Origin of the sequence: Tessaracoccus sp. ZS01, assembly GCF_022342445.1 — a bacterium.
Lineage (GTDB): Bacteria > Actinomycetota > Actinomycetes > Propionibacteriales > Propionibacteriaceae > Arachnia.
The window spans coordinates 258,066-280,480 of record NZ_PQFE01000002.1 but is presented as its reverse complement, the minus strand read 5'-3'; the positions used below and the strand labels follow the sequence as shown (position 1 = coordinate 280,480).

Annotated in this window: 22 protein-coding genes and 1 tRNA gene; 8 read left to right on the top strand and 15 right to left on the bottom strand. The window is 68.6% G+C overall.

Annotated features, from left to right (window positions below; all coding sequences use genetic code 11):
- Positions 1-184: 184 nt before the first annotated feature.
- Positions 185-1,000 (bottom strand): DUF4397 domain-containing protein, encoded by an 816-nt coding sequence (locus tag C3E87_RS05140; RefSeq protein ID WP_076060141.1) that lies wholly within the window; start codon positions 998-1,000, stop codon positions 185-187.
- A 187-nt stretch (positions 1,001-1,187) separates the two neighbouring features.
- Between C3E87_RS05140 and C3E87_RS05135 the strand changes: the two genes are divergently transcribed.
- From C3E87_RS05135 to C3E87_RS05125, 3 genes are all read left to right on the top strand, one after another.
- Positions 1,188-1,469 carry a DUF2249 domain-containing protein gene (locus tag C3E87_RS05135; RefSeq protein ID WP_076060138.1) on the top strand — a complete coding sequence of 94 codons (282 nt, stop codon included), beginning with the start codon at positions 1,188-1,190 and terminating at the stop codon, positions 1,467-1,469.
- 83 nt (positions 1,470-1,552) lie between these two features.
- Complete coding sequence (locus C3E87_RS05130; RefSeq protein WP_076060136.1) at positions 1,553-2,581, top strand: hypothetical protein; 1,029 nt, start codon at positions 1,553-1,555, stop codon at positions 2,579-2,581.
- Positions 2,578-5,175 carry a multicopper oxidase domain-containing protein gene (locus C3E87_RS05125; protein ID WP_076060133.1) on the top strand — a complete coding sequence of 866 codons (2,598 nt, stop codon included), beginning with the start codon at positions 2,578-2,580 and terminating at the stop codon, positions 5,173-5,175. Before C3E87_RS05130 ends, C3E87_RS05125 begins: the two co-directional genes overlap by 4 nt.
- Before the next feature lie 23 nt (positions 5,176-5,198).
- Here C3E87_RS05125 and C3E87_RS05120 read toward each other — a convergent pair whose 3' ends face one another.
- Entirely contained in the window at positions 5,199-5,567 is a 369-nt protein-coding gene (locus tag C3E87_RS05120) for a hypothetical protein (protein WP_076060131.1), read from the bottom strand.
- Positions 5,568-5,753: 186 nt separating this feature from the next.
- On the opposite strand from C3E87_RS05120, the gene C3E87_RS05115 reads away from it, so the two are divergent.
- Positions 5,754-7,133 (top strand): UTP--glucose-1-phosphate uridylyltransferase, encoded by a 1,380-nt coding sequence (locus C3E87_RS05115; protein WP_076060129.1) that lies wholly within the window; start codon positions 5,754-5,756, stop codon positions 7,131-7,133.
- Positions 7,123-7,464 (top strand): hypothetical protein, encoded by a 342-nt coding sequence (locus tag C3E87_RS05110; protein WP_143570896.1) that lies wholly within the window; start codon positions 7,123-7,125, stop codon positions 7,462-7,464. The genes C3E87_RS05115 and C3E87_RS05110 overlap by 11 nt, the downstream gene beginning before the upstream one ends.
- Before the next feature lie 61 nt (positions 7,465-7,525).
- Here C3E87_RS05110 and mscL read toward each other — a convergent pair whose 3' ends face one another.
- The 4 genes from mscL to C3E87_RS05090 form a co-directional block, all read right to left on the bottom strand.
- Entirely contained in the window at positions 7,526-7,891 is a 366-nt protein-coding gene (mscL, locus tag C3E87_RS05105) for a large conductance mechanosensitive channel protein MscL (RefSeq protein ID WP_076060123.1), read from the bottom strand.
- Positions 7,892-8,016: 125 nt separating this feature from the next.
- Entirely contained in the window at positions 8,017-8,646 is a 630-nt protein-coding gene (locus tag C3E87_RS05100; RefSeq protein ID WP_076060120.1) for an SAF domain-containing protein, read from the bottom strand.
- A gap of 59 nt (positions 8,647-8,705) precedes the next feature.
- A complete protein-coding gene (locus C3E87_RS05095) occupies positions 8,706-8,966 on the bottom strand; it encodes an FmdB family zinc ribbon protein (protein ID WP_076060118.1) in 261 nt (86 codons plus the stop codon).
- Between the two features lie 38 nt (positions 8,967-9,004).
- Positions 9,005-9,580, bottom strand: a complete 576-nt coding sequence (locus tag C3E87_RS05090) for a 5-formyltetrahydrofolate cyclo-ligase (protein WP_158069045.1) — start codon at positions 9,578-9,580, stop codon at positions 9,005-9,007.
- A gap of 18 nt (positions 9,581-9,598) precedes the next feature.
- Between C3E87_RS05090 and glp the strand changes: the two genes are divergently transcribed.
- Positions 9,599-10,894, top strand: a complete 1,296-nt coding sequence (glp, locus tag C3E87_RS05085; protein ID WP_076060113.1) for a gephyrin-like molybdotransferase Glp — start codon at positions 9,599-9,601, stop codon at positions 10,892-10,894.
- Between the two features lie 120 nt (positions 10,895-11,014).
- Here the strand turns inward: glp and C3E87_RS05080 are convergent, their stop codons facing one another.
- The 6 genes from C3E87_RS05080 to C3E87_RS05055 are packed head-to-tail and all read right to left on the bottom strand — an operon-like array spanning position 11,015 to position 18,771.
- Positions 11,015-14,023, bottom strand: coding sequence for a family 20 glycosylhydrolase (locus tag C3E87_RS05080; RefSeq protein WP_076060111.1), 3,009 nt, complete (start codon positions 14,021-14,023; stop codon positions 11,015-11,017).
- 33 nt (positions 14,024-14,056) lie between these two features.
- Positions 14,057-15,499 (bottom strand): sulfatase, encoded by a 1,443-nt coding sequence (locus C3E87_RS05075; RefSeq protein ID WP_076060108.1) that lies wholly within the window; start codon positions 15,497-15,499, stop codon positions 14,057-14,059.
- Entirely contained in the window at positions 15,496-16,563 is a 1,068-nt protein-coding gene (locus C3E87_RS05070) for an aliphatic sulfonate ABC transporter substrate-binding protein (protein ID WP_233120708.1), read from the bottom strand. Before C3E87_RS05070 ends, C3E87_RS05075 begins: the two co-directional genes overlap by 4 nt.
- Before the next feature lie 23 nt (positions 16,564-16,586).
- Positions 16,587-17,345 (bottom strand): ABC transporter ATP-binding protein, encoded by a 759-nt coding sequence (locus tag C3E87_RS05065; RefSeq protein WP_076060106.1) that lies wholly within the window; start codon positions 17,343-17,345, stop codon positions 16,587-16,589.
- Positions 17,345-18,175 carry an ABC transporter permease gene (locus tag C3E87_RS05060; protein WP_198928208.1) on the bottom strand — a complete coding sequence of 277 codons (831 nt, stop codon included), beginning with the start codon at positions 18,173-18,175 and terminating at the stop codon, positions 17,345-17,347. The genes C3E87_RS05065 and C3E87_RS05060 overlap by 1 nt, the downstream gene beginning before the upstream one ends.
- Complete coding sequence (locus tag C3E87_RS05055; protein ID WP_076060104.1) at positions 18,172-18,771, bottom strand: PadR family transcriptional regulator; 600 nt, start codon at positions 18,769-18,771, stop codon at positions 18,172-18,174. The genes C3E87_RS05060 and C3E87_RS05055 overlap by 4 nt, the downstream gene beginning before the upstream one ends.
- A 185-nt stretch (positions 18,772-18,956) precedes the next feature.
- Between C3E87_RS05055 and C3E87_RS05050 the strand changes: the two genes are divergently transcribed.
- Both C3E87_RS05050 and C3E87_RS05045 read left to right on the top strand, forming a co-directional pair.
- On the top strand, positions 18,957-19,733 hold the full coding sequence (locus tag C3E87_RS05050) for a hypothetical protein (protein WP_143570895.1): 777 nt from the start codon (positions 18,957-18,959) through the stop codon (positions 19,731-19,733).
- A gap of 80 nt (positions 19,734-19,813) precedes the next feature.
- A tRNA-Ala gene (locus C3E87_RS05045) sits at positions 19,814-19,889 on the top strand.
- A 129-nt stretch (positions 19,890-20,018) separates the two neighbouring features.
- On the opposite strand, the gene C3E87_RS05040 is transcribed toward C3E87_RS05045, so the two are convergent.
- Genes C3E87_RS05040 through C3E87_RS05030 form a run of 3 tightly spaced genes read right to left on the bottom strand, consistent with a single transcriptional unit; the run spans position 20,019 to position 22,359 of the window.
- Entirely contained in the window at positions 20,019-20,480 is a 462-nt protein-coding gene (locus C3E87_RS05040; protein ID WP_076060100.1) for an OsmC family protein, read from the bottom strand.
- Complete coding sequence (locus tag C3E87_RS05035; RefSeq protein WP_076060098.1) at positions 20,477-21,760, bottom strand: MFS transporter; 1,284 nt, start codon at positions 21,758-21,760, stop codon at positions 20,477-20,479. Before C3E87_RS05035 ends, C3E87_RS05040 begins: the two co-directional genes overlap by 4 nt.
- Positions 21,757-22,359 (bottom strand): helix-turn-helix domain-containing protein, encoded by a 603-nt coding sequence (locus C3E87_RS05030; RefSeq protein ID WP_076060096.1) that lies wholly within the window; start codon positions 22,357-22,359, stop codon positions 21,757-21,759. The genes C3E87_RS05035 and C3E87_RS05030 overlap by 4 nt, the downstream gene beginning before the upstream one ends.
- Between the last annotated feature and the right edge of the window lie 56 nt (positions 22,360-22,415).

Here is a 22,415-nt window from a genome sequence, read left to right as displayed (position 1 = left end):
GGAGAGGTGTCGGGCGCTGCCGGTGAAACGGCCGGGGTCGGGGACGGGGACGAGGTCGCGAGGGCCGGCGCGGTGGAGGGCGGGACCCCCTGGGCGACCGGCCCGCCGCAGGCGGTGATCGCCGTGAGAGCGATCACCGCTGCGACTCCGAAGGCGGGGCGCCGTCGGTCAGGGCTCATGATGGTCAGTTGACCAGGGCGCGCCTGCGCACCAGCACCACACCGGTGCCTGCCGCCAGGAGTGCTGCCACGGCGAGGAGGGCGGCGGAGTTGGTGGCGTCCGCAGCAGCGGCCTGTCCACCGGTGCCGCCGGGAACGCCGCCGGGGGCGCTGTGGAGACCGTCGATCACCTGGACGGCGAGCCCGAGGTTGGCGTCTGCCGCACTGCCCCAGGCGTAGACGATGGTGTTGGCGCCTTCAGCGATGTTCACATCCGCCGGGCCGATCGCCACGGTGTCGGTGCCGGTGAGCACCACGTCGGCAGACACGGTGCCGGCCGCGAGGTCGGCCTTCATCTCGTCAGGGTTGGCGAGGTTGCTGAAGGCCACGGTGCCGTTGGCGCGCACGTCGACGGCAGGTGCCGCTGCGGTGTGGCGGACGGTGAGGCGTCCTTCTCCGGCGGCGGTGGCGGCCACGTCGTTGACGAAGGGCGTGAGCATGGGCTTGCCGTCGGCGTCGAGGTGGGCCACGACGGTGATGTTGGCGCCCCCGGGAACGGTGACGTCGTTGGCCTCGATGGCGGCCTCCCCGTCGGCACCGGCGCCGGCGGCAGTGACCTTGAGGTCGTAGGAACCGGCCGGCAACTGCACAGCGTCGGTGAGGGTACCGGGCGCGAAATTGGTCAGGAGGGAGTTGCCGTTGGCGTAGACGTCCACCGTGAGGCCGGGCACGCCGTGGAGGATGTGGACGGTTGCTTCGTGCTCGTCAGCAGCTGCCATGTTCGGGGCAACCGCGCAGGCCAGTGCCAGCGGCAGCACCGCGGCGAAGATTCGTGCTCGCATGATGGATCCTTTCGGTCCGGGCCCTGAGGCCGGCGCAGCGCGGCTTTCGCGCTACTGCCCCCTTAGTCCGCCTGGGACCGGTCCGTGGATGCACCTTGTTCAATGTTTTTTTAAGGTTGGTCCGATCGCTGCCCATGTAGGGGCACCCCGGAGATTAATCCCAAACCTTGGTAGTAATATCTCCGGCATGCAAGATATCTCGCTCAGCCCCAAGTCCAGCTGCGGTTGCGGCGGCCACGACGAAGCCCTCCCGGAGCTCGACGCCCGCACCATCCCGCACGCCATCCGCCACGCCGCCATCCACGGCGTCGTCGACTCGTTGCAGCCCGGCACGGCTTTCGTGCTCGTCGCACCGCACGACCCGATCCCGCTCATCGCCCAGATCCAGCAGCGTCACGGGCAGGACGTCGCCGTCAGCTACGTGCAGCAGGGCCCCGACGCCTGGAAGCTCAAGCTCGCGCGCTCCTGATCGTGACAACCTCGGGTACAGCTGACCGGACGTCCCGGGCCACACGGGACATCGGTCAGCGCACGAAGAACTGGCGGGTGGCGATGGTCGCCCTCGCCGGTTTTTCGCTGTTGGCGGGGCTCAACGCCGGGCTGTTGCGGCTCGGCGTCTGGGCGCCCGTTGATTCAGACCGGCTGGCAGACCTCCACGGCCCGGTCATGGTGCTCGGCTTCATGGGGACCCTCATCTCCCTGGAGCGGGCGCAGGCGCTGCGGCAGGCGTGGGCCTATCTCGCCCCCGCGCTCTTCGGCCTGGGGTCGGTCACCCTGCTCGTCGGCGCCCCCATCGGGTTGGGCAAACTCCTCCTCTTCGACGGGGGCCTGGCCTTCCTCGCGCTCACCATCGCGCTGTGGCTGCGCGCCCCGCTCTCGCTCGTGGCCGCACAGGCCTTCGGCGCGCTGTTCGTCGCGCTCTTCACCGGCCTGTGGCTGGTGGCGGAGATCGCCCCGCTGCTGCCGCTGCTCGCCGCCTTCCTCATCATCACCATCGCTTCAGAGCGCGCCGAACTGGCCCAGCTCACCATGGGCCGCCGCGCCATCCCCACCCTGCTCGCCCTCGGCACGCTGATCGGCGGTGGCGCCGCCCTCAGCCTGGTCTTCCCCGACACCGGTGCCCGGATCGTCGGCCTCGGCTGCCTGCTCACCGCGCTGTGGCTGTTCCGAGACGACGTGGGCCGCCGCTTCGTGCGCAGCACCGGGCTCCGGCGGTTCAACGCCGCCTCGCTGCTGGCCGGCAACCTGTGGCTCGCCGTCGCCGGCGTCGTGTGGCTCGTCGTCGGCCAGCCCACCTCCAGCGGCACCTACGACGCCGTCATCCACGGGGTCTTCCTGGGCTTCGGGCTGGCCATGATCATGGCGCACGCCCCCATCATCTTCCCGGCCGTCATCGGGCGGCCGCTCCCGTATCGTTCGTCCATGTGGGCACCGCTCGTCGTGCTCAACGTGGGCATGGTTCTGCGCCTCTTCGGGGGGCTGGCGGGCATCCAACCCCTCTACCGAACCGGAGGCATCCTCACCGTGCTGGCACTCCTGATCTTCGCCGTGACCGTCGTGGTGTCGGTGGTGCGTTCATGAGGGGGCGCCGGTCGCTGCGCGACTTCACCCTGCTGGTCTGGCTGGTCGGCGCCGTCGTCATCGCGCTGGTGCATCGCTGGGTGCCCGAATCCACCTGGCTGATGGTGCACCTCGTCGGGCTCGGCGCCATCACCCACTCGGTCATGGTGTGGAGCGCCCACTTCACCGCAGCCCTGCTCAAGACCCGGCCGGACGACAAAGCCAGGAAGGTCGCCGATGTGCGGTTGGGCCTCCTCGCCGTCGGCGCGCTGGCGGTGTTCGTCGGGGTGCCGACCACGCAGTGGTGGCTGGTGCTCATCGGCGCGGTGGCCGTGTCGACGGCGGTGCTGTGGCACGCCTGGACCCTCATCCGCGACCTGAAGCGCGCGCTCCCCGGGCGCTTCCGGATCAGCATCCGCTACTACGTGGTGGCCGCGCTCTGCGTGCCGGTAGGAGCCGGCTTCGGCGCCGCGCTCGCCTGGGGCCTGGGTGACCGCTGGCACGCCAACCTCCTCGTCGCCCACACCATGACGATGATCCTGGGCTGGGTGGGCTTGACGCTGGTGGGCACCCTCGTCACCTTCTGGCCGACGGTGCTGCGCACCCGGATGGACGACCGCGCGGAGCGCCTCGCCCGCCAGACGCTACCCATCCTGCTGGGCGGTCTGGCCGTGATCATCGCCGGCTCGTTGACGGGGCTGCGGCCCGTCGCCGCCGTCGGCATCGCGGGATACGCCGTCGGGCTCCTGTGGTTCGGGCGCTGCCTCGTGGCCCCCACCAGGAAGCGGCCCCCGCGCGAGTTCGCCTCCGCGTCGATCCTGGCTGCCTGCGTCTGGGCGTGCGTCGCGCTGGTCGCCACGGCGGTGCACGTGTGGCGCGCCGACGACATCGCGCTCGCCACGGACTACCCGCTGCTCGCCGGCATCTGGGTGGTGGGCTTCCTCCTGCAACTGGTCACCGGTGCGCTGAGCTACCTCCTGCCGTCGGTACTCGGCGGCGGCCCGCGCGTGGTCCGGGCGGGCGCTGCCTACTTCGACCGCTGGGCCACCGCCCGGCTGGTCGTCATCAACGGCGGCCTGCTGCTGTTCCTGCTGCCGCTGCCCAGCTGGGTGAAGGTGACGGTCTCCAGCGCCGTGCTGGTGGCGTTGGCGCTGTTCATCCCGCTGATGGTGCTGGGCATCCGGGCGTCGGTGAAGGAGAAGAGGGCGGCCATGGCCGGCCTCGAACCCTCGCTGCCCGCAGAGCGGCCCAACGCGCTGACCGGCAGCGGCCTGGTGGCCGGCGTCGCCGCGCTGGCCGTCGTGGTCTCGCTCGGGTTCGGAATGGACCCCGGAGCGGCCGGCATCGTCCCCCCGGGCACCACGACGCAGGCGGTGGCGCCCACCGGCGAGACCGTCCGCGTGGCGGTCACCGCGCACGACATGCGCTTCGAACCCGCCAGCATCCAGGTGGACCCGGGCGACCGGGTCATCATCGAGCTCACCAACCTGGACGACACCAACGTGCACGACCTCATGGTGGGCGACGTCCGCAGCCCCCGGCTCGCAGCAGGGGAGACGGCGGAACTGGACCTGGGCGTGGTCGGGCAGAGCATCGAGGGTTGGTGCACCGTCGTCGGCCACCGGCAGATGGGGATGACGTTCTACGTCGTCGTCGGCGACACCGCTCCCGAGCCGGCCGCCACTCCCGGCGACGGTCACGCGGCCCACCAACCCGCCGCAGGCAACCCCGAGGCGGAGTTGGGCCACATCGTCGACCCCGTCGCACCAGAGCTGACAGACGAAACCGTCCGCCGCTACGAGTTCCGCGTCACGGAGGAGCCCCTCGAGGTGGCCCCCGGCCTGTGGCAGCGCAGGTGGACGTTCAACGGGCAGAGCGTCGGCCCCACCCTGCGGGGCACGGTGGGCGACACCTTCGAGATCACCCTCATCAACGACGGCACGATGGGCCACTCGATCGATTTCCACGCCGGCGCGGTCGCGCCCGATGCGCCGATGCGGACCATCGCGCCCGGCGAGAGCCTCGTGTACCGCTTCACGGCGGAGCGGGCCGGAGCCTGGCTCTACCACTGCTCCACCATGCCCATGAGCGCCCACATCGCCGCCGGCATGCACGGCGCCGTGATCATCGAACCGGAGGACGGCTGGCCCGCGGTGGACCGTGAATACGTGGTGGTCCAGTCCGAGGTCTTCGCTGACGACGCCGCCACCGCAGACGAGGCCACCGAGATCAACCCGGACCGCGTGCTCGCCGAGCAGCCGGACCGGGTGGTGTTCAACGGCATCGCCAACCAGTACGACCAGCGGCAGTTCGAGGCGAAGGTGGGGGAGAAGGTGCGCTTCTTCGTGGTCGACGCCGGGCCCAACCGGGCGTCGAGCTTCCACATCGTGGGCGGCCAGTTCGACACCGTCTACCGCGAGGGTGGCTACCTGCTGCGCGACGGCGAGGACGCCTTCGGCAACACCGGAGGCGGGGCCCAGGTGTTGGCGCTCCAGCCGGCCGAGGGCGGTTTCGTAGAGATCACCTTCAACGAGGCGGGGCACTACCCGGTGGTCAGCCACATCATGGTCGACGCGGAGCGCGGCGCCCACGGCATCGTCGAGGTCACGGACTGAAGACGCATCCGAACTCCACGCTTTCAGGCTGCCGAGAGCTCCGTGTCGTCGCCCAGCGACTCGCCGGCGACAGCGGGGACGCCGCCCAGGTCCACGAGGAAGCCACCGGGGAACTCCTCCGACAACAGATCAGCCAACCGGCGCGCGGTGCGGGAGCGGGCGTCGCGTTCGGCGTCCGCCGACACCGGCTCCAGCGGGTCCGTGCCGTGCAGCATCGCGCCCAGGTGGTCGTCAAGGATGGGATGGCCGCCGAGCGCGTCCATGTCGCCGAAGACGTCGAGTTCCGCACGCACCACCTCAACGGCCGGCAGGAGCGCCTCGGGGTTCGAGGTCAGCAGGGTGGCGCGGGTGCCCAGGGCGGGGAAGGTGGCCTCGTAGGGGAGCAGCGACATGGTGGTGTCCGTTCTGTTCGTCGGTGAATACAACCAAACCGGAGCTTTCTGTGCACATCCTGTGAGGCGTCTGGCAGGTCGGTGTGACCGGTTCCACTGCCCGATCTGGCCCCACGGGGGCACCTGAAGGTGAGCAATCCGAGGTCGCCGGTTAGGATCGATGCGTTACCTAGGAAGGGAATCGTCGTGTCCGAAGCCGGCCTGCAGGCAGCACGCCAGAAGATGATTGATGCCGGGGTACCCACTCCGGCCATTGAGGTGTTCACGCGCTTCTACCATCTGCTCGAATCCGGTGAGACCGGTGTCATCCGAGAGGACACGATCGAGCCGCTGCTCGACCCGCCGATGCTGACGGACGTGGACATCACCGACGCCGAGGCCCGCGACGCCATCGGCAAGACGGTCATCATCAAGCTCAACGGTGGCCTCGGCACCTCCATGGGCCTCGACAAGGCCAAGACCCTCCTCCCCGTGCGCGACGGGCTCAACTTCCTGGACCTCATCGTCCGCCAGGTGCTCGCCGCCCGCGAGCGCTACGACGCGCGCCTCCCGCTGCTCCTGATGAACTCGTTCCGCACCGACGACGACACCCTGGCGCACCTGAGCCGCTACCCCGAACTCCCCGTCGAGGAACTGCCGCTGAGCTTCGTGCAGAACCAGGAGCCCAAGCTCCGCGCCGACGACCTCACGCCGGTGTCATGGCCCGCAGACCCGTCGCTCGAATGGTGCCCGCCCGGCCACGGCGACCTGTACCCGGCGCTGGAGGGCTCCGGCGTGCTCGACGCGCTGCTCGAGGCCGGCTTCCGCTACGCCTGCGTCTCCAACGGCGACAATCTGGGCGCGGCCCCGAACGCCACCATCGCCGGCTGGTTCGCCAAGTCCGGCGCCCCGTACGCCGCAGAGTTGTGCCGCCGAACCATCAACGACAAGAAGGGCGGCCACCTCGCCGTCCGCAAGGCCGACGGGCAGCTGATCCTGCGCGACACCGCGCAGACCGCGCCGGAGGAGATGGACTTCTTCACCGACGAGCACCGCCACCCGTTCTTCCACACCAACAACCTCTGGTTCGACCTGCAGGTCCTGAAGGACACCCTCGTCGAGCGCGGCTCGGTGCTGGGGCTGCCCCTCATCCGCAACGAGAAGACGGTGGACCCGACGGATTCGTCGTCCACGCCGGTCATCCAGGTGGAGTCCGCCATGGGCGCCGCGATCGAGGTGTTCGAGGGCGCCACCGCCATCTGCGTCGGCCGCGACCGCTTCCTCCCGGTCAAGACCACCAACGAACTGCTGCTGCTCCGCTCGGACGTCTACAACCTGACCGACGAGGGCAAGCTCATCGCCTGCACGGATGCCTCGCCGGAGATCAACCTGGACTCGCGCTACTACAAGACGGTGCAGAAGTTCGCCGAGCGTATCCCGTCGGCGCCGTCGCTGCGCAAGGCCAGGTCGTTCCGGGTGGAGGGCGACTACACCTTCGGCTCCGGCGTCGTCGTCACGGGCGACGTCACCCTGGCGGATCCGGGCGACAGCCGCACGGTCGCGGACGGTGCCCGGCTTGACGGCTGACCCGCTCGCGCGTGCCCTCGCCCTGGCGCTGACGGGGGAGGAACTCCCCGTCGGGTCTGTCGCAACGTTGGCCGAGGAACTGGCCGCATTGGGCTTCACCCATGAGCGGCTGTCCGCACTCCGCCACGAGGCCCAGGCGGCGGAGCGCGTCTGGCCGTTCCCGGTGCCGCTGGACGTGCGACGCGAGGTGGGCTTCGCTCGCTTCGACGCGGCGCTGGCCACCGGCCGCCAGCAGTTGGGTCTGACCGGTCTGGTCGCGAACCGGCCTGCGGAGCGGCCCCTGAACTGCGACGAACAACGCCTCGTTCAGGACCGCCCGCCGCACTGGTGAGCCTGGCGGGACATGAAAAGGGGCGCCTCCCGTGGGAGGTGCCCCTTCGTGTTCCTCGAGATCAGAGGGTGCGGGCGCGGATGGCGTCGCGGATCTCCTCGAGCAGTTCCTCGGACTTGGTGATCGTGGGCGCCTCCGCCGCGGAACGGTCGAAGCGCTCCTTGGCCCTGGTGTACGGCAGCACGACGCCGAAGTAGACCACCGCGGCGATGATGACGAACGCCAGCAGGGCGGTCAGGAACGCGCCGACCGAGACGCCGCCCGGCTTGAAGTTCGAGAAGTCCGGGGTGCCGCCCAGGAGTCCCAGCACGTCCATGAACATCGCGGTGAACGACTCGATGACGGTGGCGAACGCGGCGCCGATGACGAATGCGATGGCCAACTCGATGAGGTTGCCACGCATCAGGAATTCTTTGAAGCCCTTCATAGTTCTTCAGACTTTCTGTAAACCGCCGGAGCGAATGTCTCACGACGGACGAATGCCCCGTCGTCGGACCGTGGGCCCGGTTTGACTCTAGCGAGGCACCGGTGCACACACAAGGCGACTGGCCATCACCCGGTGGCAGCGCCCAGCACGATGCGCAGGCCGCCGTCCTGCCCGAGGGCGGCCACCATGGGGGCCTCGGACGTGGGCACGTCCACGAGGACCATCGGCCCGGAAGTGCCTGTTGCAGTGGCCAACGGTGAGCCTCCGGAGGGCGCGGCGGCCAGCACAGCCACGCGTGCGTCGGTGGTGAGGATCTCCACCTCGTCATAGCCCGTGGCGATCAGGGAGATCCGGTCACCGGGGTTCAGCAGCGAGCGGAGATTGTCGTCGCGCAGGACGATGGGGACCAGCGCCCGGCCGGGTTCTGTGCTGCGGCTGGCGGCCAACATGCCGGGCTGGAGCACGGTGCCCCCGCCCAGGGAGACTGCGGTGCTGCGCCCCACCAGGGCGTCGGCTTCAGTGAAGGCGCCGTCGGGCACGGACTGCGGTGGCAGATGGGCGAGGCTCAGGTCCGAGGCCGTCAGCACGTGGCCCGCCGGCAGATCCGCCGAGATCACGACGGCGGGCTCAGTGGGCCCGTCCGCGGGGGCGAGGGAATTGCCCAACATCAGGACGGCCGCCGCGGCGAGCACTGCGCCCACCGCGCGGCGGTGCCAGGACACCCGTTGGGCGATGAGATCGAGGAGGCGCTTCATGCCTCCACTGTGGCCGGTTGGACCATCGATCCACCGTTATCCACAGGTCTGAGTGCGCGTCAGGCGGACTTGGCCTCGACCTTGGCGGCCGGCTTGGCCTCGGTCTTCGCGGGCTCCGCTGCCTTGGCGGCAGGCTTCGAGGAGCTGCGGTTGTCCGTCTTGTAGAAGCCGGAGCCCTTGAACACGACGCCGACGGCGCTGAACACCTTGCGCAGGCTGCCTTCGCACTCAGGGCAGACGGTGAGCGCGTCGTCGGTGAACTTCTGCACGACCTCGAGGTCGGTGCCACAGTGGGTGCAGCGGTACTGATAGGTGGGCATTGACTTCCTCCGTAGAGACAACCGCCCGCCATGATAGTTCAGCGGTCAACGATGACCCAACCGAGCTCGGTGGCGTAGCCATCCATGGGCACGTCATGGGGAAGCATCGGCACGCTGTCGACCACCTCATCGGACCTCGCGAGGGCCACCAGCAGGGCGTCGGGCCGTCGTCCGGTCAGCGCCCGGTCGTACCAGCCGCCGCCCGTCCCAAGCCGTGATCCGTCGCGCCCGACGGCGAGGCAGGGGAGGAGCACGAGGTCAGCCTCAGCGATGGCCTCCGCGCCCAGCCCCGGGCCTGGCGGGTGCGGGATGGCTCCCCAGCCCGGCACCAGCGCGTCCCAGCCGGGGAAGACCGCCCAGTCGGGAAAGCGGGTCAGCCGCGGCACCAGCACGCTCCAGCCCAGCGCCAGCAGGCCGTCGATGATCGCTCGTGTGCCGGGTTCACCGGGCCGCGACACGTAGACCGCCGCCGTCCCCACCGGCAACTCCGCGACGGCGGCGAGCACATGCCGCGCGAGGTCGGCGTCCACGCTGAGCCAGGTCGCGTCGGAGACGGCCGTCCGGGCGGCCGACACGGCCTGGCGCAGCGCGTCCTTCCGGAGCTGTTCGGGCATTGGCATATCGTAAGGGCCATGGCCTGGTTTGGACGCAAAAAAGAGGACCCCGTCGTCGAGGAGATCCCCGAAGAGCCGCGGCTCCCGGAGGCCCCTGCCCTGAACGCCTCAGGGCTGCGCAGCGTCGCAGACCACACCGCCTATCTGCTCGGCCTCGTGGAGCCGCTCGAACCGTTCGGCACCCCGCTGCTGGAAGCCTGGGACCAGGTGATGTGCGAGGACATCGACTCGATGATCAACGTGCCGCCCAACTCCACCGCCAAGGTGGCCGGGTACGCGGTGCGCGCGGCGGATCTCGTCGACGACCAGGGACACCTGGCTGAGCCCCTGCAGATCGCCGAGGCCACCGTCGAGCGGTTGCCCGAGGGCGCGGCGGTCGTGGTGGCCGCCGGTGACGTGCTGCCGCGCGGCGCCAACGCTGTGCTACCCGCGACCTTCGCCACGCTGGAGGACAACCGTGCGCACCTGATCGAGAAGGTCACGGAGGGTGAGTACGTGCGCGCCGCCGGCGAGCATCTGAGCGTCGGCACCCGCCTCCTCAGCGAGGGCGAGGTCCTCGACGACCGCGCCATGGGCCTCCTGGCGGGGGCCGGCATCGACAAGGTGATGGTGCGGCCCCGGCCGCGCGTCGTGGTCGTCAGTTCTGGCGAGCATCTCGTGGACCCAGGCGCCACCCTGTCGCACGGTGACGCGACGGACGCCAACTCCTACATGATCTCCGCCGCAGCCCGGGCCGCCGGCGCCACGGTGTTCCGCGTGGCAGTGCACTCCAACGACCCCGAGGCGCTCCGCAACGCCATCACGGACCAACTCATCCGGGCAGACCTCGTCATCTCGACGACGGGTGGGCGCCGCGAGGACTACGAGGCCGTCGTCGACGTCATGAACGATCTCGGCATGGTGGATTCCGTCGACGTGGCCATGTCGCCTGGTCGCACCCAGACGTTCGGCCTGATCGGCGAGGACGACGAGCGGGTGCCCATGCTGATGCTGCCGGGCAACCCGGTGAGCGCCTATGTGTCGTTCCACGTCTTCGCGCGGCCGCTGATCCGCCGCCTGATGGGCGCGCGCACCGAACACCGTGCCTTCCGCGCGATCACCCGCACCATGTTGCGGTCCATGCACGGCACCATGCACCTGCTGCGTGGCCGGGTGCAGCTCGACGGCAGCATCCGCTACGTCGAACAGGTCTCGCTGCCGCACGCGCTGGGGGAGCTGACGGAGTCGAACGCCCTGATCCTGCTCGACGAGTCGCTCGAGTCGGTGAAGGCCGGCCAGGCCGTCAAGGTGTGGTTGTTCGACGAGGAGGACTGAGCCCCGCTGCCATCCGCCGCCTGCGCGGCGTGCGCGCGCGGTGCCGAGAGTGGCCGCGAGCATGAAGAAACCCCCGGGCTTCCACGCTGAAGGCGTGCGGGCCCGGGGGTTCTCCTTCGGTCAGCCTCGCTTCTCGGGTCCTCCGAACATCACGATGTTGTTGAACACCCACTGGTTGCTCTGCGAGAAGGTGTACCCACCCGCAGGCTTCGCCGTGGCCGCGTACACCGTCGTCCAGGTGTAGGAACGGCAGGCCCCACGGCCCGTGGCGGCGGTGTCGCACTCGGTGCGCCACTGGCGGCCCGCGGAGGTGAACTCGCCCGCGTAGCCGAGCGGGTTGCCCTTCCACGCCTCGCGCGTCATGTACGGCAGGTAGGTCAGGTTGTTGAACGCCCAACCGGACTCCCGAACGAACTGCCCGTTCTCCATCTTGACCACGGTGGCCCAGATCTCGGTGCGGCACCGCTCCGTCTGCGAGTACGCCTCACACGTGGTCATCCACTGGCGGCCGTTGAAGGTGTGCGTTCCGGCCTTGGTGTAGGGGACGGTCGGCACGTACTTGTCCGAGGCCGGCGTGGTCGTCGGCTTGGGCGAGGGCGTCGGCTTGGCAGACGGCGACTTCGACGGGCTCGGTGACTTCGACGGGCTCGGCGAAGGCGACGGAGACGGCGACGCGACCGGCTCCTCCTCGACCGTCAGCGGCACCGTGGCCGTCTGCGTCACTCCACCGGCAGTCACGCTGAGGGTGCCGGTGTGGTTACCTGCCGGCAGCGTGGCGGAGGACGACAGCTCGAAGATCGAGTTCACCTGACGGTGGTCGAAGTCGGCGCCGGCCCCGTCGAGGTACGGACGCTCGGCAGTGACCGTCAGCGGCAGCACGTCGTCGCCCACCTGCAGGGTGGCGGTGATGCCGGCCGGCGTCGCCTTGGGCAGCGAGGCCCAGCCGACCAGACCCAGTGCGTCGTCGACCTGCAGCGCAGGCAGTGCGTGGCCGCGGACGTCCAACTCCCACGTGCCGTCGCCCGGGTAGAAGTTGCGGCCGGAGACGGTGAGGGAGGTACCCAGCGTTGTCAGGCGCTCACGGAAGTCCACGATGCTGCGGCTTGCCTGCGGCGTCCAGCCCACCTCAGCGGTGGCCATCAGGCGCGGGTACAGCAGGTACTCCATGGAGCCCAGGCTGCGGATGTGCTCGCCCCAGATGGGAGCAGTGGGGCCAAGCACCGAAGCCTCGGGAACCTGTGCCTGTGCAGTCGGGTCCCAGTTGTAGAACTGGTTGATGTCACACGCGGTGCCACACGCCCAGGCGGGACCGAGGAGCTCGGCACCCGGGCGCTGCGGGAGATAGGCGTTGGGGGCCGGGGACATCACGAGCTTGAAGCCGCGTGTGTTGACCAGGTTGCGCACGTTGGCGCTGATGCCGGCCGACGTCCACTGCTGGACGACGGTGCCGTCGGGCAGCTGCGCCGCCGCCTTGTCCGCGGCTTCGTTCCACACCACGGGGATGGCGTCCAGCTCGACGGTGATGTCGCTGACGCGATCCATGTAGACCCGGTAGGCCTCGGCGGTGGTGTTGTGCGACTCGTCTCCACCGATGTGGAAGTAGCGCTTCCCGTTGACCAGGGTCTGGTTCTGCTCGATGAGCTGCTTGAAGACGTGGCGCATGAAGGTGTAGGTCGCAGGGTTGTTCGCATCCAGGCTGGACTCACCGACGCTGGTGTTGGTGATCGGCGGTGCCGTCGTCTCGCCCGGCGCCAGCTTCGGGAAGCTGCCCTCGGAGTTCAGCTGCGGAATTGCGTGCAGGATGGCGTTGGAGTGCGCGGGACCATCGACCTCGGGAACCACCGCGATGTTGCGCTCGTCGGCGTAACGGATCAACTCGGCGACATCCTCGGCGGTGTAGAAGCCGGTGCGGCCCGGGAGCGTGGTCCACTGCGACTGCGTCACTGCGGTGCCACCGGAGACGGAGGTCAACAGCGAGTAGTCGATGTCGTCACCCTCGACGCGACCCTCGTTGCTGATCGCGATCCGCCAACCCTGATCGTCGGCGAGGTGCCAGTGAAGCACGTTGAGCTTGTGCGCGGCCATCTCGTCGATGATCTCCTTGACCTCATCCTTGGGGACGAAGCTGCGGGAGACGTCGAGCATGAAGCCGCGGTACTCGTAGCGCGGTCCGTCAACGATCTCGACGGCCGGGACGGTCCAGTCCTGCGCGACCGGCTGGGCCGAACGGGCCCAGGGGCCGAGGAGCTGGAGCAGTGTCTGGGCGCCGTAGAAGAGCCCGCTGCGCTTCGGTGCCGTGATCACGACGCCGTCCGCGTCGACGGAGAGCTCGTAGCCCTCGTCGGTACGCCCGGGAAGGTCCGCCATGGAATCGTCGAGGACGAAGGAGATGGCGTTTCCGGTACCGCTGGCGGCGACTTTCAGGTCGAAACCGGTGGCCGGACGCAGGCTGGCGGCGAAGAGGTCCGCAACGGCGGTGGCGGCCTCGCCCGAAGCGACGACGGTGGTGCCGGCGTCGACGGTGAACGCGGCCTCGCCTTCAGTGGCGGAGACCGGCTTCGGGATCACGTCGACCTTCAGCGGCTCGACGACCTCGCCGTCCAGCGTGCCCATGACCTCGATCTCCCAGATGGCGACGGGCCACGTGGCGGACTTCGAGTTGACCTGCACCTTCACGTGGCGGTACCCCGAAACGTTGAGGGTGCTGGTGACCCAGTCGCTGCGCAGGCCCACCACGTTGGTGGCCAGGTCGGTCCAGGTGGCACCGTCCTTGGAGCCTTGGATGGTGTAGTTGGTGGCGAAGGTGTTGCCCCAGCGGATCTTGACGGTGTCGATGGTGGCTTCGGCCCCGAGATCGACGGCGATCCACGGGGTGTCGGTGAGCCCCGACCAACGCGATGCGTCCGGGCGGTTGTGCACGTCCGGGGGGATGCTGGTGCCTTCAGGGCCGGTGTCGCCGTCGAAGGCGCGATCCGCCGTCCATGTCAGTTCGCTGCCCGAGGACGTCACCGGCTGATTGAGGCCGAGGTTGATGGGAGCGGCGTGTGCGGCTCCCAGGGGGATGAGTGCGCCCAGGAGAGCCAGCGACGCGAGTAGCGCCGCCAGCTTGGGCCATGCTCGTTGTTTCATTGGTTCTCCAAATCGTGCGGGATGGGAAGAGCTTCAGGTGCTCCACTGGAGTCGGGGGGTTTGTGGGCCAACATAAGGTTGGTCAGCGAATTCCTCCTGGAGTCTGGCCAACTCGGACTCCAGTTCCGAGCGAACTGCTGCATAGGCGGGGTCGTCTGCGACGTTGTGGAGTTCGGCGGGGTCCGCCACCAGGTCGTAGAGCTCGTATTCGGAGGGCATCACCACACCCGACGAGCCGGGGGTGCCCAGGCCGTCGTTGTAGTAGTGGATGAACTTGTGGGTGGCGGTCCGCACGCCGTAGTGGGCGGGCGCGTGGTGCTCCGGGTCGTCGTGCTCCCAGTAGCGGTAGTACATCGAACCGCGCCAGCCCTCGACCTCCTCGCCCCGCAGCAGGGGCCTGAAGCTGCGTCCCTGCTGGGCGGGGAGCGCGTCGGGGCTCTCGCCGCAGACGTCGAGGAAGGTGGCGGCGAAGTCCACGTTGGTGATCATCGCCTCCACCCGCGTGCGGGGTGCGATCTCCGCGGGCCAGCGCACCAGCATGGGCATCGTCAGCGACTCGTCGAACATGAGGCGCTTGTCGAACCAGCCGTGGTCTCCGAGGAAGAACCCCTGGTCAGAGGTGTAGACGACGAAGGTGTCGTCGGCCAGCCCCTCGTCGTCGAGCCATTGGAGCACCGAGCCGACGGAGTCGTCGATGGCCTGGACGGTCTGTAGATAGTCGCTCATGTACCGCTGGTACTTCCAGCGGCTGCGTTCCAGCCACTGGTCGTCGCCCTGCAGTTCGGCCGGCACCGGTTCCTTGACGTCGCGCTCCGTGAGGTCGTCGAGCGCCATGCGGACGTTCTTGACGACGTCGGCCCGGTCCTCATGGGTGTCCCACATCGTCTCCGGTTCCGGGATGGTGCCCACCGGGTACAGGTCGCTGTGCCGCTCGTGCGGCACCCACGGACGGTGCGGGGCCTTGTGGTGCATGAGGAGGCAGAAGGGCCGGTCCCGGTCGATGCGGGAGAGGTAGTCCAGGCTGAGATCGGTGATGATGTCGGTGGCGTAGCCTTCCAGCCGGGCCGCGCCGTCGGGACCGTACATCTGCGGGTCGTGGTAGTCGCCCTGACCGGGGAAGATCAGCCACTCGTCGAAACCGCGCGGGTTGGCCTTCTCGGTCTCCCCGAGATGCCACTTACCGAACAGCGCGGTCTGGTAGCCGCGTTCCTGCAGCACCTGGGCGAAGGTCGGCACACGGTAGTCGAACTCTGAGTAGATGGAGCACGCCCCGTTGACGTGGCTGTACGCGCCCGTGAGGATCGTGGCCCGCGACGGGGTGCAGATCGAGTTGGTGCAGTAGACGGCGTCGAGCCGCGCCCCCTCGTCGGCGAGGCGGTCGATGTGGGGGGTGCGGTTGACCACGCTGCCGTACGCCGAGATGGCGTGGGCAGCGTGGTCGTCCGCCATGATGAAGATGATGTTGGGGCGGCTCATGCCTGCGCGTATTCCTCCGCCAACCAGTAGTTGCCCACGGGCACCACCTCGGGGGCCTTCTCCGCCTTGACGAACTCCTCGTTGAGGCCGGTGAGCCACGCCTCGATGGTGCCGTCGTCGGTCTTGGCGATGACGTCGTCGGCGCTGAACACCTCGACGAACTCCTGCTCGCTGGCGATGGCGTCGGCTGGGGCCTTGATGAAGTCGGCGAGGATGCCGTTGAGCTCTTCGCGGTTGGCGGCGGCCCAGGTGAAGGCCTCCTTGCAGACCGCCTGGAACTTGGCCAGCACCTCGGGGCGGTCCTGGATGTCGGTGCCGGCCACCTGGGCGGCCAGGAACGCGAGGTCGCCGAAGTCGGTGGACTTGGCCACCTCCACCAGGTCGGGCACCTGGTTCTTGATGGTCTCGACGTGCGGGTACCAGATGCCGGCCGCGTCGATCTGCTTCGAGGCGAAGGCGGAGATCGTGGTGGGCGGGTCCATCGGGATGCGCTCGATGTCGTCGATGGTCATGCCGGCCTCTTCGAGGGCGAGGTTGAGCAGCATGTCACCGGAGGTGCCCTCCGGGACGCCCACCTTCTTGCCCTTGAGGTCGGCCATCGAGGTGATGCCGGGCTGGGCGATGACGCGGTCCGCGGTGCCGCGGGAGTTGATGCTGACGACCTTGGCCTGGTCGCTCATCGGCAGCCAGAGGGCGCCGAAGCCGATGTAGCCGAAGTCCAGGTCGCCGGTGCCCAGCGCCTGGATCTGCAGCGGGCCGTTGGTGAAGGCGAGGGTGTTGGCCTTGAGGCCGTGCTTCTCCCACAGGCCCTGCGTCTCGGCGACGGCCACCAGCATGCAGCCGTTGCCATCTTCGATGTAGCCGACGTTGATGTCGTCGACGGTGGCGGGGGCCTCGGCGGCGGAGGTCTCGCTGGCCGGGGCGGACGTCGGGTCGGTGGCGGCGCCGGAGGTGGTGTCCGCGGGCGCCGGGGTGGTGGCTGCGTCGTCAGTGCCGCAGGCGGCAAGGACAGCTGCGCCGGCGATGCCGGCGGTGCCGAGCAGCATGTGTCGTCTGGTGATCATGGGTCTCCTTGGTTTGTCGAGCGTCATTGCTTGTAAACGGCGTTCCAGACCTGGTTGCGCAGGTCTGTGAACTCGGGCGAGGTGCGCAGGTCGTCGTTGCGGGGGTAGGGGAGGTCCACGTCGATGATCTGGTGGATCCGTCCGGGGCGGGCTGCCATCACGATGACGCGGTTGGCGAGGAACACCGCCTCGTCGACGTCGTGCGTGATGAACATGACGGTGCGCTTCTCCTGTTGCCAGGTGTCGAGGAGCGCGGTCTGCATGTGGACCCGTGTGAGGGCGTCGAGCGCCCCGAACGGTTCGTCCATCAGCAGGATCGAGGGGTTGGCAGCGTAGGCGCGCGCGATGGCGCAACGCTGCTTCATGCCGCCGGACAGGTTCTTCGGCAGGGCGTCGGCGAACTGGGTGAGACCGGTGAGTTCCAGCTGCCGGTCCGCGATCTGGCGGCGCTTGGACTTGGGGATCTTCTGGAGTTCCAGCCCGAACTCGACGTTCTTGCGCACGGTGAGCCAGGGGAACAGGGCGTACTGCTGGAAGATCACGCCGCGCTCCGGGCCGGGGCCGGTCACCGGCTTGCCGTCCACACGCACCTGGCCGCCAGTGGGCTTGAGGAGGCCAGCCGCCTGGTTCATGATGGTGGACTTGCCGCACCCCGAGGGGCCCACCACCGTGACGAACTCGTTGTCGGCGATGGTGAGGTTCAGTTCCGTGACGGCGGTGAACGGTTTGCCGCTCAGCTCGAAGACCTGCGTGACGCGGTCGAAAACGATCTTGTCGGACATCAGTGGCGCTCCTGCCAGCTTGTGAGGCGATTGTCGAGCCAGAGGAGTATGCGATCCATGATGAGTCCGAAGACGCCGATGGTGATGAGGCCGACGAAGATGGTGGAGATCTGGTAGTAGATCTGGGCGTGTTGCATGCGGTAGCCGACGCCCTCCTGGGCCGCGATGAGCTCTGCGGCGACCAGCGTGGCCCAGGCTGAGCCGAGCCCCTGACGCAGGCCGACCATGATGAACGGCAGCGACGCGGGTACGGCGATGCGGCGGAAGATCGTCCAGTCCTTGGCGCCGAGGACACGGCCGGCGTTGATGAGCGTCTTGTCGACGTTGACCACGCCCTGGAAGGTGGCGATGATCGACACGAGGAAGCTCGCGAGAGTGATGACGAAGACCTTCGGGACTTCGCCGATGCCGAGGAACACGATGGCCAGCGGGATGATGGCCAACGGGGGGATCGTCCGGAAGAACTGCGTCCACGGCTCGACGATCGCGCGGACTGGGCGGTACCAGCCCATCGCGAAACCAAGGGGGATCGCCAGGCCGGAACCGAGGAAGAAGCCGAGGAGGACGCGGCGCAGTGAGGCCGCGATGTCACCGAGGAGGGTCCCGTCCTCGATGAGTTCCCACGCCCTGATGGCGACTTCGCTGGGGGAGGGGAGGGTGTCTTGGGTGAGGGAGAGCAGCCACCACAGAGCGATTCCGCCCAGCACCGAGACGACGCTCAACCACGCCCACGGGTTGCGGGTCCGTTTGATCTTGACTTCGAGCTCCGGCGGAAGGGTGGTCGGGAGGGGCGTCGTCAGGTCCATGCCGACGTGTGTTTCGGTGCTCATGCGGTGACTGCTCCGACCTGTGAGTGGGGGTTCTCGGCCCGGACGATGCGCTCGAGCTGACGTTCCGTCGTCTCCAGCCAGCCGATGAACCAGGACGTGCTCTGCCAACCGCGGTCTTTGGCGGTCGCGTCGATGAACTGGAGCCACTGGGAGTCGATCTCGGGCACTGGGTCTGCGTCCTCGCTGGCGAGGGCGGTGCTCTCCTCCGCGCGCTGCTGCTGGCGGAACGCCAGCTCGGTGCGGACGATCTCCAGGGCGTAGGTGGGGCCCAGCTGGCCGGCGAACTGGAGCCGGACGGTGAAATCCGGGGCCATCGGCCGCTCGGCCGGCTCATACGGGCTGGCTGCCCACTCCAGGAGGGCCTGGCGGCCAGCGGGCGTGAGGCGGTAGACCTTGGCGTCGGGCGCCGCGTCCCGCTGGTCCAGAGTGCAGGTCACCCAACCCCGCCGCAACAGTTCGCCGAGGGCGCGATAGATGGGTGTCATGGACGGCCGACGCCCGAGAAATCTGCCGTCGCTGCGTAACCATTTGCCGATGTCGTATCCGCTTGCCGGCTTCCTCGCCAGCAGCCCCAAGAGGGGATAGTCGGGCTGCATTGCGCCTCCTAGTACCTTACGGGCATAGTTTGGTCAACCGCTGGGCAACTTGTCAACGGTCATCCCGAAAGTGACTATCGCCGGATGGGTAGAGCACGCTGGATCCGCGCAATCTCGTTAGAATCAATATCGCGACGCGCCGCGGCCGAGCGGTCGAATTACACGGATGTTGTTAACGTATGGGCATGCTCGCCGGGATCATCATCGCTGTTGTCGTCTGCGCCGGCCTTGCGTTCGCTCTTCCCTGGGTGAGCGCGCAGCGGCCCTCTGACCTCGAGCTCGAGGGCGACCCCACTGAGCGATTCGCAGACTCCATGCGCATCCTGCGCCGGGACGTGGAGGATTTCGTCGAGGACGAGAACCTCGCCTCGGTGTCCACCCCCTTCACCCGGCGGGCCGAGTTGAACGAACTCCGCCTCATCGCGCGCCAAGCCGCCCGACGACGCCTCACCGTCGTCGTCGTGCTCCTCGGCGCACTGGTCATCCTCACCGTGCTGGCCGCGTCGAACATCGTCGCGTGGTGGACGCTCGCCGTGCCCGGGGGAATGCTGGTCGCGTTCCTGTGCGTGGCCCGGCTCACCGTCGTCGCGATGCACCGCAGCCTCGACCGTCGGGCAGCGGCCGTCAACGGCGGCTTCGACGAGCACGAGGACACCACCACCATCGACATCGGCCAGCCGGAATCGGAGAGCACCGAGATCTCCATCGAACTCACCATGCCCACCACCATGGGTGCGTTGTGGGATCCCATTCCCGTGACGCCGGCCACCTACGTGTCGCAGCCGCTGCTGCCGCGCACCGTGCGAACCATCGACCTGTCCGCGCCCGTTGCGGCCACCTCGCCCCTGGTGCCGACGGCGGACAACCCCGCGGCCCCGGTCGAAGAGGGCGAGGCCACCATCACGGCGTCGGGTGGCGCGGCGAGCATCGCCGAGTTCCGCCCTCGCGCCGTCGGCGAGTGACGCTGGTCACGGGCGAGTGCCCCGTGGGGACCCCAAACTTGGAGCGATTCCCGACGCGGTGCTAAAGTTGTCGATGCTCTGGGGCTATGGCGCAGTTGGTAGCGCGTCTCGTTCGCAATGAGAAGGCCGGGGGTTCGAATCCCCCTAGCTCCACCAGACAAATGCCCCGCTCCGGCGGGGCATTCTGCTTCTCCGGGACGATGCTCGAAATTCGCAGGGAGATATCTGCCACATCGCCCTCTGTAGCGCCGATGTGGTAGAAATCTCCCTCCTATTTCTGGAGACTCAACCCTGGTCGGCGAGTAGTTCGACTTCCGCCGTGGCGCTCTGCTTGATCGTGCGGCCGACGGAGCACAGTCGGTCGACTGCCTTCACCGCACGCTCCACTAGCGCGGTCTGCTTCCCCTCGTCGATCTCCGACATGTCCACCACCACTGTGCTGCTGATCGCGGAGTAGCGGTTCTCGCCCCGCACCCCGTCCCCCTCGACGGAGAACGTCGCGTCGAAATCCGGCCCCAGCTTGCTGGAGAGGACATGATCGGCGGAGAGCGCGGCGCAGGCTGCCGCCGCGATCTGCAACAGCTCGCCGGGAGTGAAGGCCGCCTCTGCGTCAGGTCCGCCGATGCGCACCTCGGCGCCGCGGTCGTTGCGGGCCACGTACACGGCCCGCTCGACCCTCACTGCGGTCAGCCTCCGGGGTGGTCTCCCGCCGATGTCTGCCTCGGGACGCTCGGGATCGTCGGTCATGGCGTCAGTCTGCCACGGGACGATGTCCCACCCGATAGGCCTCGATGTGGTCTCAGTCCAGGCACCGCCCACCGCGACACCCTGGCCTGCTGCGCCAAGGGGATGAAGCCCAACGCCGCGACCACCGTCGCCGCCGCGATCAGCCATGGGTACGCCACGGCGCCGATCAGGGCGGCAACGACGGCGGATGTGAGCACCTGGGGCACATTGAACATCATGTTCATCGCCGCCCCGCTGCGGCCCTGCAGGTTGAGCGGCAGTTCGAGCTGCCGGAGCGTGACGGTGGCCACGATCATCAACGGCATGGACATCCCGAGCAGCGCGATGGCGAACACCACCACCACTACATGCTGCACCGTCAGCGCCGCGAAGGACGCCACGAACAGGGCCAGGCCGACCATCATCAGCCGGTCGTAGCCCCACTTCTTCAACAGCCGGGCGGCGTTGAGCCCGGAGACGACAGCGAACACCCCCTGCACCGAGATGAACACCGACAGCATCTCCGCCCGCAGCCCCAGACCTGTGTCGAGGATGGGGAAGATCAAGGCGTTGATGGCGCCGGCGGCGAAGACCGCCATCGCCAGGGCGAGGGTGAAGCGCCAGAGCCGGGGGCGGGAGTGCAGCGCCCCGAAACCCTCGAGAGACGTGTGGAACCAGTGCCTCTCACTGGAGATCTCATTGCGGGTCTCCGTGATCCGGAGGTTGGCCAGCAGTAGCGCGTAGGTCAGGAAGGCCACGGCGGTGACCACGAGGACCGGACGGATCCCCCACAGCGCGAAGGCGCCGGCGGCGGCCAGTGGCGCGATGATCCGCAGGCCCTGGTCGATGCTCCCGAACAGCCCGTTGGCGGCCGCCAGCAGGTGATCCGGCAGGGTGTCCCGCAGCAGCCCGCCCTGCGCCGCGGCGTTGACGTAGGTGGCCAGCGAGTAGACGAAGGTGACCGCGTAGATCAACCACAGGTGCGTCGCGTCGTTCACGGGCAGCAGGCTGAGCACGGCCAGCGCGATCACGATGTTGCTGATCACCAGGATCCGTTTGCGCGAGAACTTGTCGGCCAGCAGCCCCAGGGCGGGGGCGAACAGCGCGGGCACGCCGAGGACGATGAACACCGTCGCGGCAAAGACATCTGAGCCGGTCAGCACCTTGACCCAGATGCCGATGGTGAGGAAGAGCGCGGAGTCGCCGAGGTTGCCGATGGACCAGGCCGCCACCAGCTTGCGGTAGGCGGGAATCCGCAGCGCCTCGCGGGTGGTGCCGAACTCCTCTGTGCCGATGCTCATTGCACGGCCCCCTGCCTGTCGGTGTCGAAGTTGGACAGTTCCGGGGTGCTCGCCATGAACACCGTGTTGCGGAGCGCGCCCTCGGGCCGCAGCGACTCGTCGGCGTTGCGATCCCGGTACCGCTCGAAGAGGGCGAGGACGGCGTCCATGAGTTCCTCGTGCTCGTCGTGGGTGACCCAGAGCGAGGTGTGCGAGACCAGCGTCCGGTCGATCGCCTCCGTCGGCAGGCCCGGTGCCGCCTCGATGAACGCGTTGAGGCGCCTGGCCTCCTGCGTGACGACGGCGGTGCCCAGCGCGAGGACCGCCGGCAGCGACTCGGGCTCCTCGGCGGAGAACATCTGGCGTTGACGGCGGGCGGCGACCTGCCACGGGCGGCTCTTGGCGTCGCCCGATTCGGCCCGCGTGATGTAGCCGTGCTTGGCCAGCGTCCGCAGGTGGAAGGAGCAGCTCGCCACGGACTCGCCGATCGCGTCCGCGCACTGCGTGGCGGTGGCGGAGGCGACTCCGCTGAGGTAGTCAAGCAACGCCAACCGGATGGGGTGGGCGAGCGCACGGATGCGCGTCGGGTCCGTGGTGGCGTCGTGCTCGTGTCCGCTCATGCCACGAGAATAGATGCTAAAGAAGTCTTTAGCAAGAGTTCTTTAGCATTCCTTCC

Excerpts from the sequence above, each read along its gene's own strand:
- C3E87_RS05140 (WP_076060141.1), bottom strand. The coding sequence starts at position 1,000 with ATGCGAGCACGAATCTTCGCCGCGGTGCTGCCGCTGGCACTGGCCTGC.
- C3E87_RS05135 (WP_076060138.1), top strand. The coding sequence starts at position 1,188 with ATGCAAGATATCTCGCTCAGCCCCAAGTCCAGCTGCGGTTGCGGCGGC.
- C3E87_RS05130 (WP_076060136.1), top strand. The coding sequence starts at position 1,553 with ATGGTCGCCCTCGCCGGTTTTTCGCTGTTGGCGGGGCTCAACGCCGGG.
- C3E87_RS05125 (WP_076060133.1), top strand. The coding sequence starts at position 2,578 with ATGAGGGGGCGCCGGTCGCTGCGCGACTTCACCCTGCTGGTCTGGCTG.
- C3E87_RS05120 (WP_076060131.1), bottom strand. The coding sequence starts at position 5,567 with ATGTCGCTGCTCCCCTACGAGGCCACCTTCCCCGCCCTGGGCACCCGC.
- mscL (WP_076060123.1), bottom strand. The coding sequence starts at position 7,891 with ATGAAGGGCTTCAAAGAATTCCTGATGCGTGGCAACCTCATCGAGTTG.
- C3E87_RS05100 (WP_076060120.1), bottom strand. The coding sequence starts at position 8,646 with ATGAAGCGCCTCCTCGATCTCATCGCCCAACGGGTGTCCTGGCACCGC.
- C3E87_RS05095 (WP_076060118.1), bottom strand. The coding sequence starts at position 8,966 with ATGCCCACCTATCAGTACCGCTGCACCCACTGTGGCACCGACCTCGAG.
- C3E87_RS05090 (WP_158069045.1), bottom strand. The coding sequence starts at position 9,580 with ATGCCCGAACAGCTCCGGAAGGACGCGCTGCGCCAGGCCGTGTCGGCC.
- glp (WP_076060113.1), top strand. The coding sequence starts at position 9,599 with ATGGCCTGGTTTGGACGCAAAAAAGAGGACCCCGTCGTCGAGGAGATC.
- C3E87_RS05080 (WP_076060111.1), bottom strand. The coding sequence starts at position 14,023 with ATGAAACAACGAGCATGGCCCAAGCTGGCGGCGCTACTCGCGTCGCTG.
- C3E87_RS05075 (WP_076060108.1), bottom strand. The coding sequence starts at position 15,499 with ATGAGCCGCCCCAACATCATCTTCATCATGGCGGACGACCACGCTGCC.
- C3E87_RS05070 (WP_233120708.1), bottom strand. The coding sequence starts at position 16,563 with ATGATCACCAGACGACACATGCTGCTCGGCACCGCCGGCATCGCCGGC.
- C3E87_RS05065 (WP_076060106.1), bottom strand. The coding sequence starts at position 17,345 with ATGTCCGACAAGATCGTTTTCGACCGCGTCACGCAGGTCTTCGAGCTG.
- C3E87_RS05060 (WP_198928208.1), bottom strand. The coding sequence starts at position 18,175 with ATGAGCACCGAAACACACGTCGGCATGGACCTGACGACGCCCCTCCCG.
- C3E87_RS05055 (WP_076060104.1), bottom strand. The coding sequence starts at position 18,771 with ATGCAGCCCGACTATCCCCTCTTGGGGCTGCTGGCGAGGAAGCCGGCA.
- C3E87_RS05050 (WP_143570895.1), top strand. The coding sequence starts at position 18,957 with ATGCTCGCCGGGATCATCATCGCTGTTGTCGTCTGCGCCGGCCTTGCG.
- C3E87_RS05040 (WP_076060100.1), bottom strand. The coding sequence starts at position 20,480 with ATGACCGACGATCCCGAGCGTCCCGAGGCAGACATCGGCGGGAGACCA.
- C3E87_RS05035 (WP_076060098.1), bottom strand. The coding sequence starts at position 21,760 with ATGAGCATCGGCACAGAGGAGTTCGGCACCACCCGCGAGGCGCTGCGG.
- C3E87_RS05030 (WP_076060096.1), bottom strand. The coding sequence starts at position 22,359 with ATGAGCGGACACGAGCACGACGCCACCACGGACCCGACGCGCATCCGT.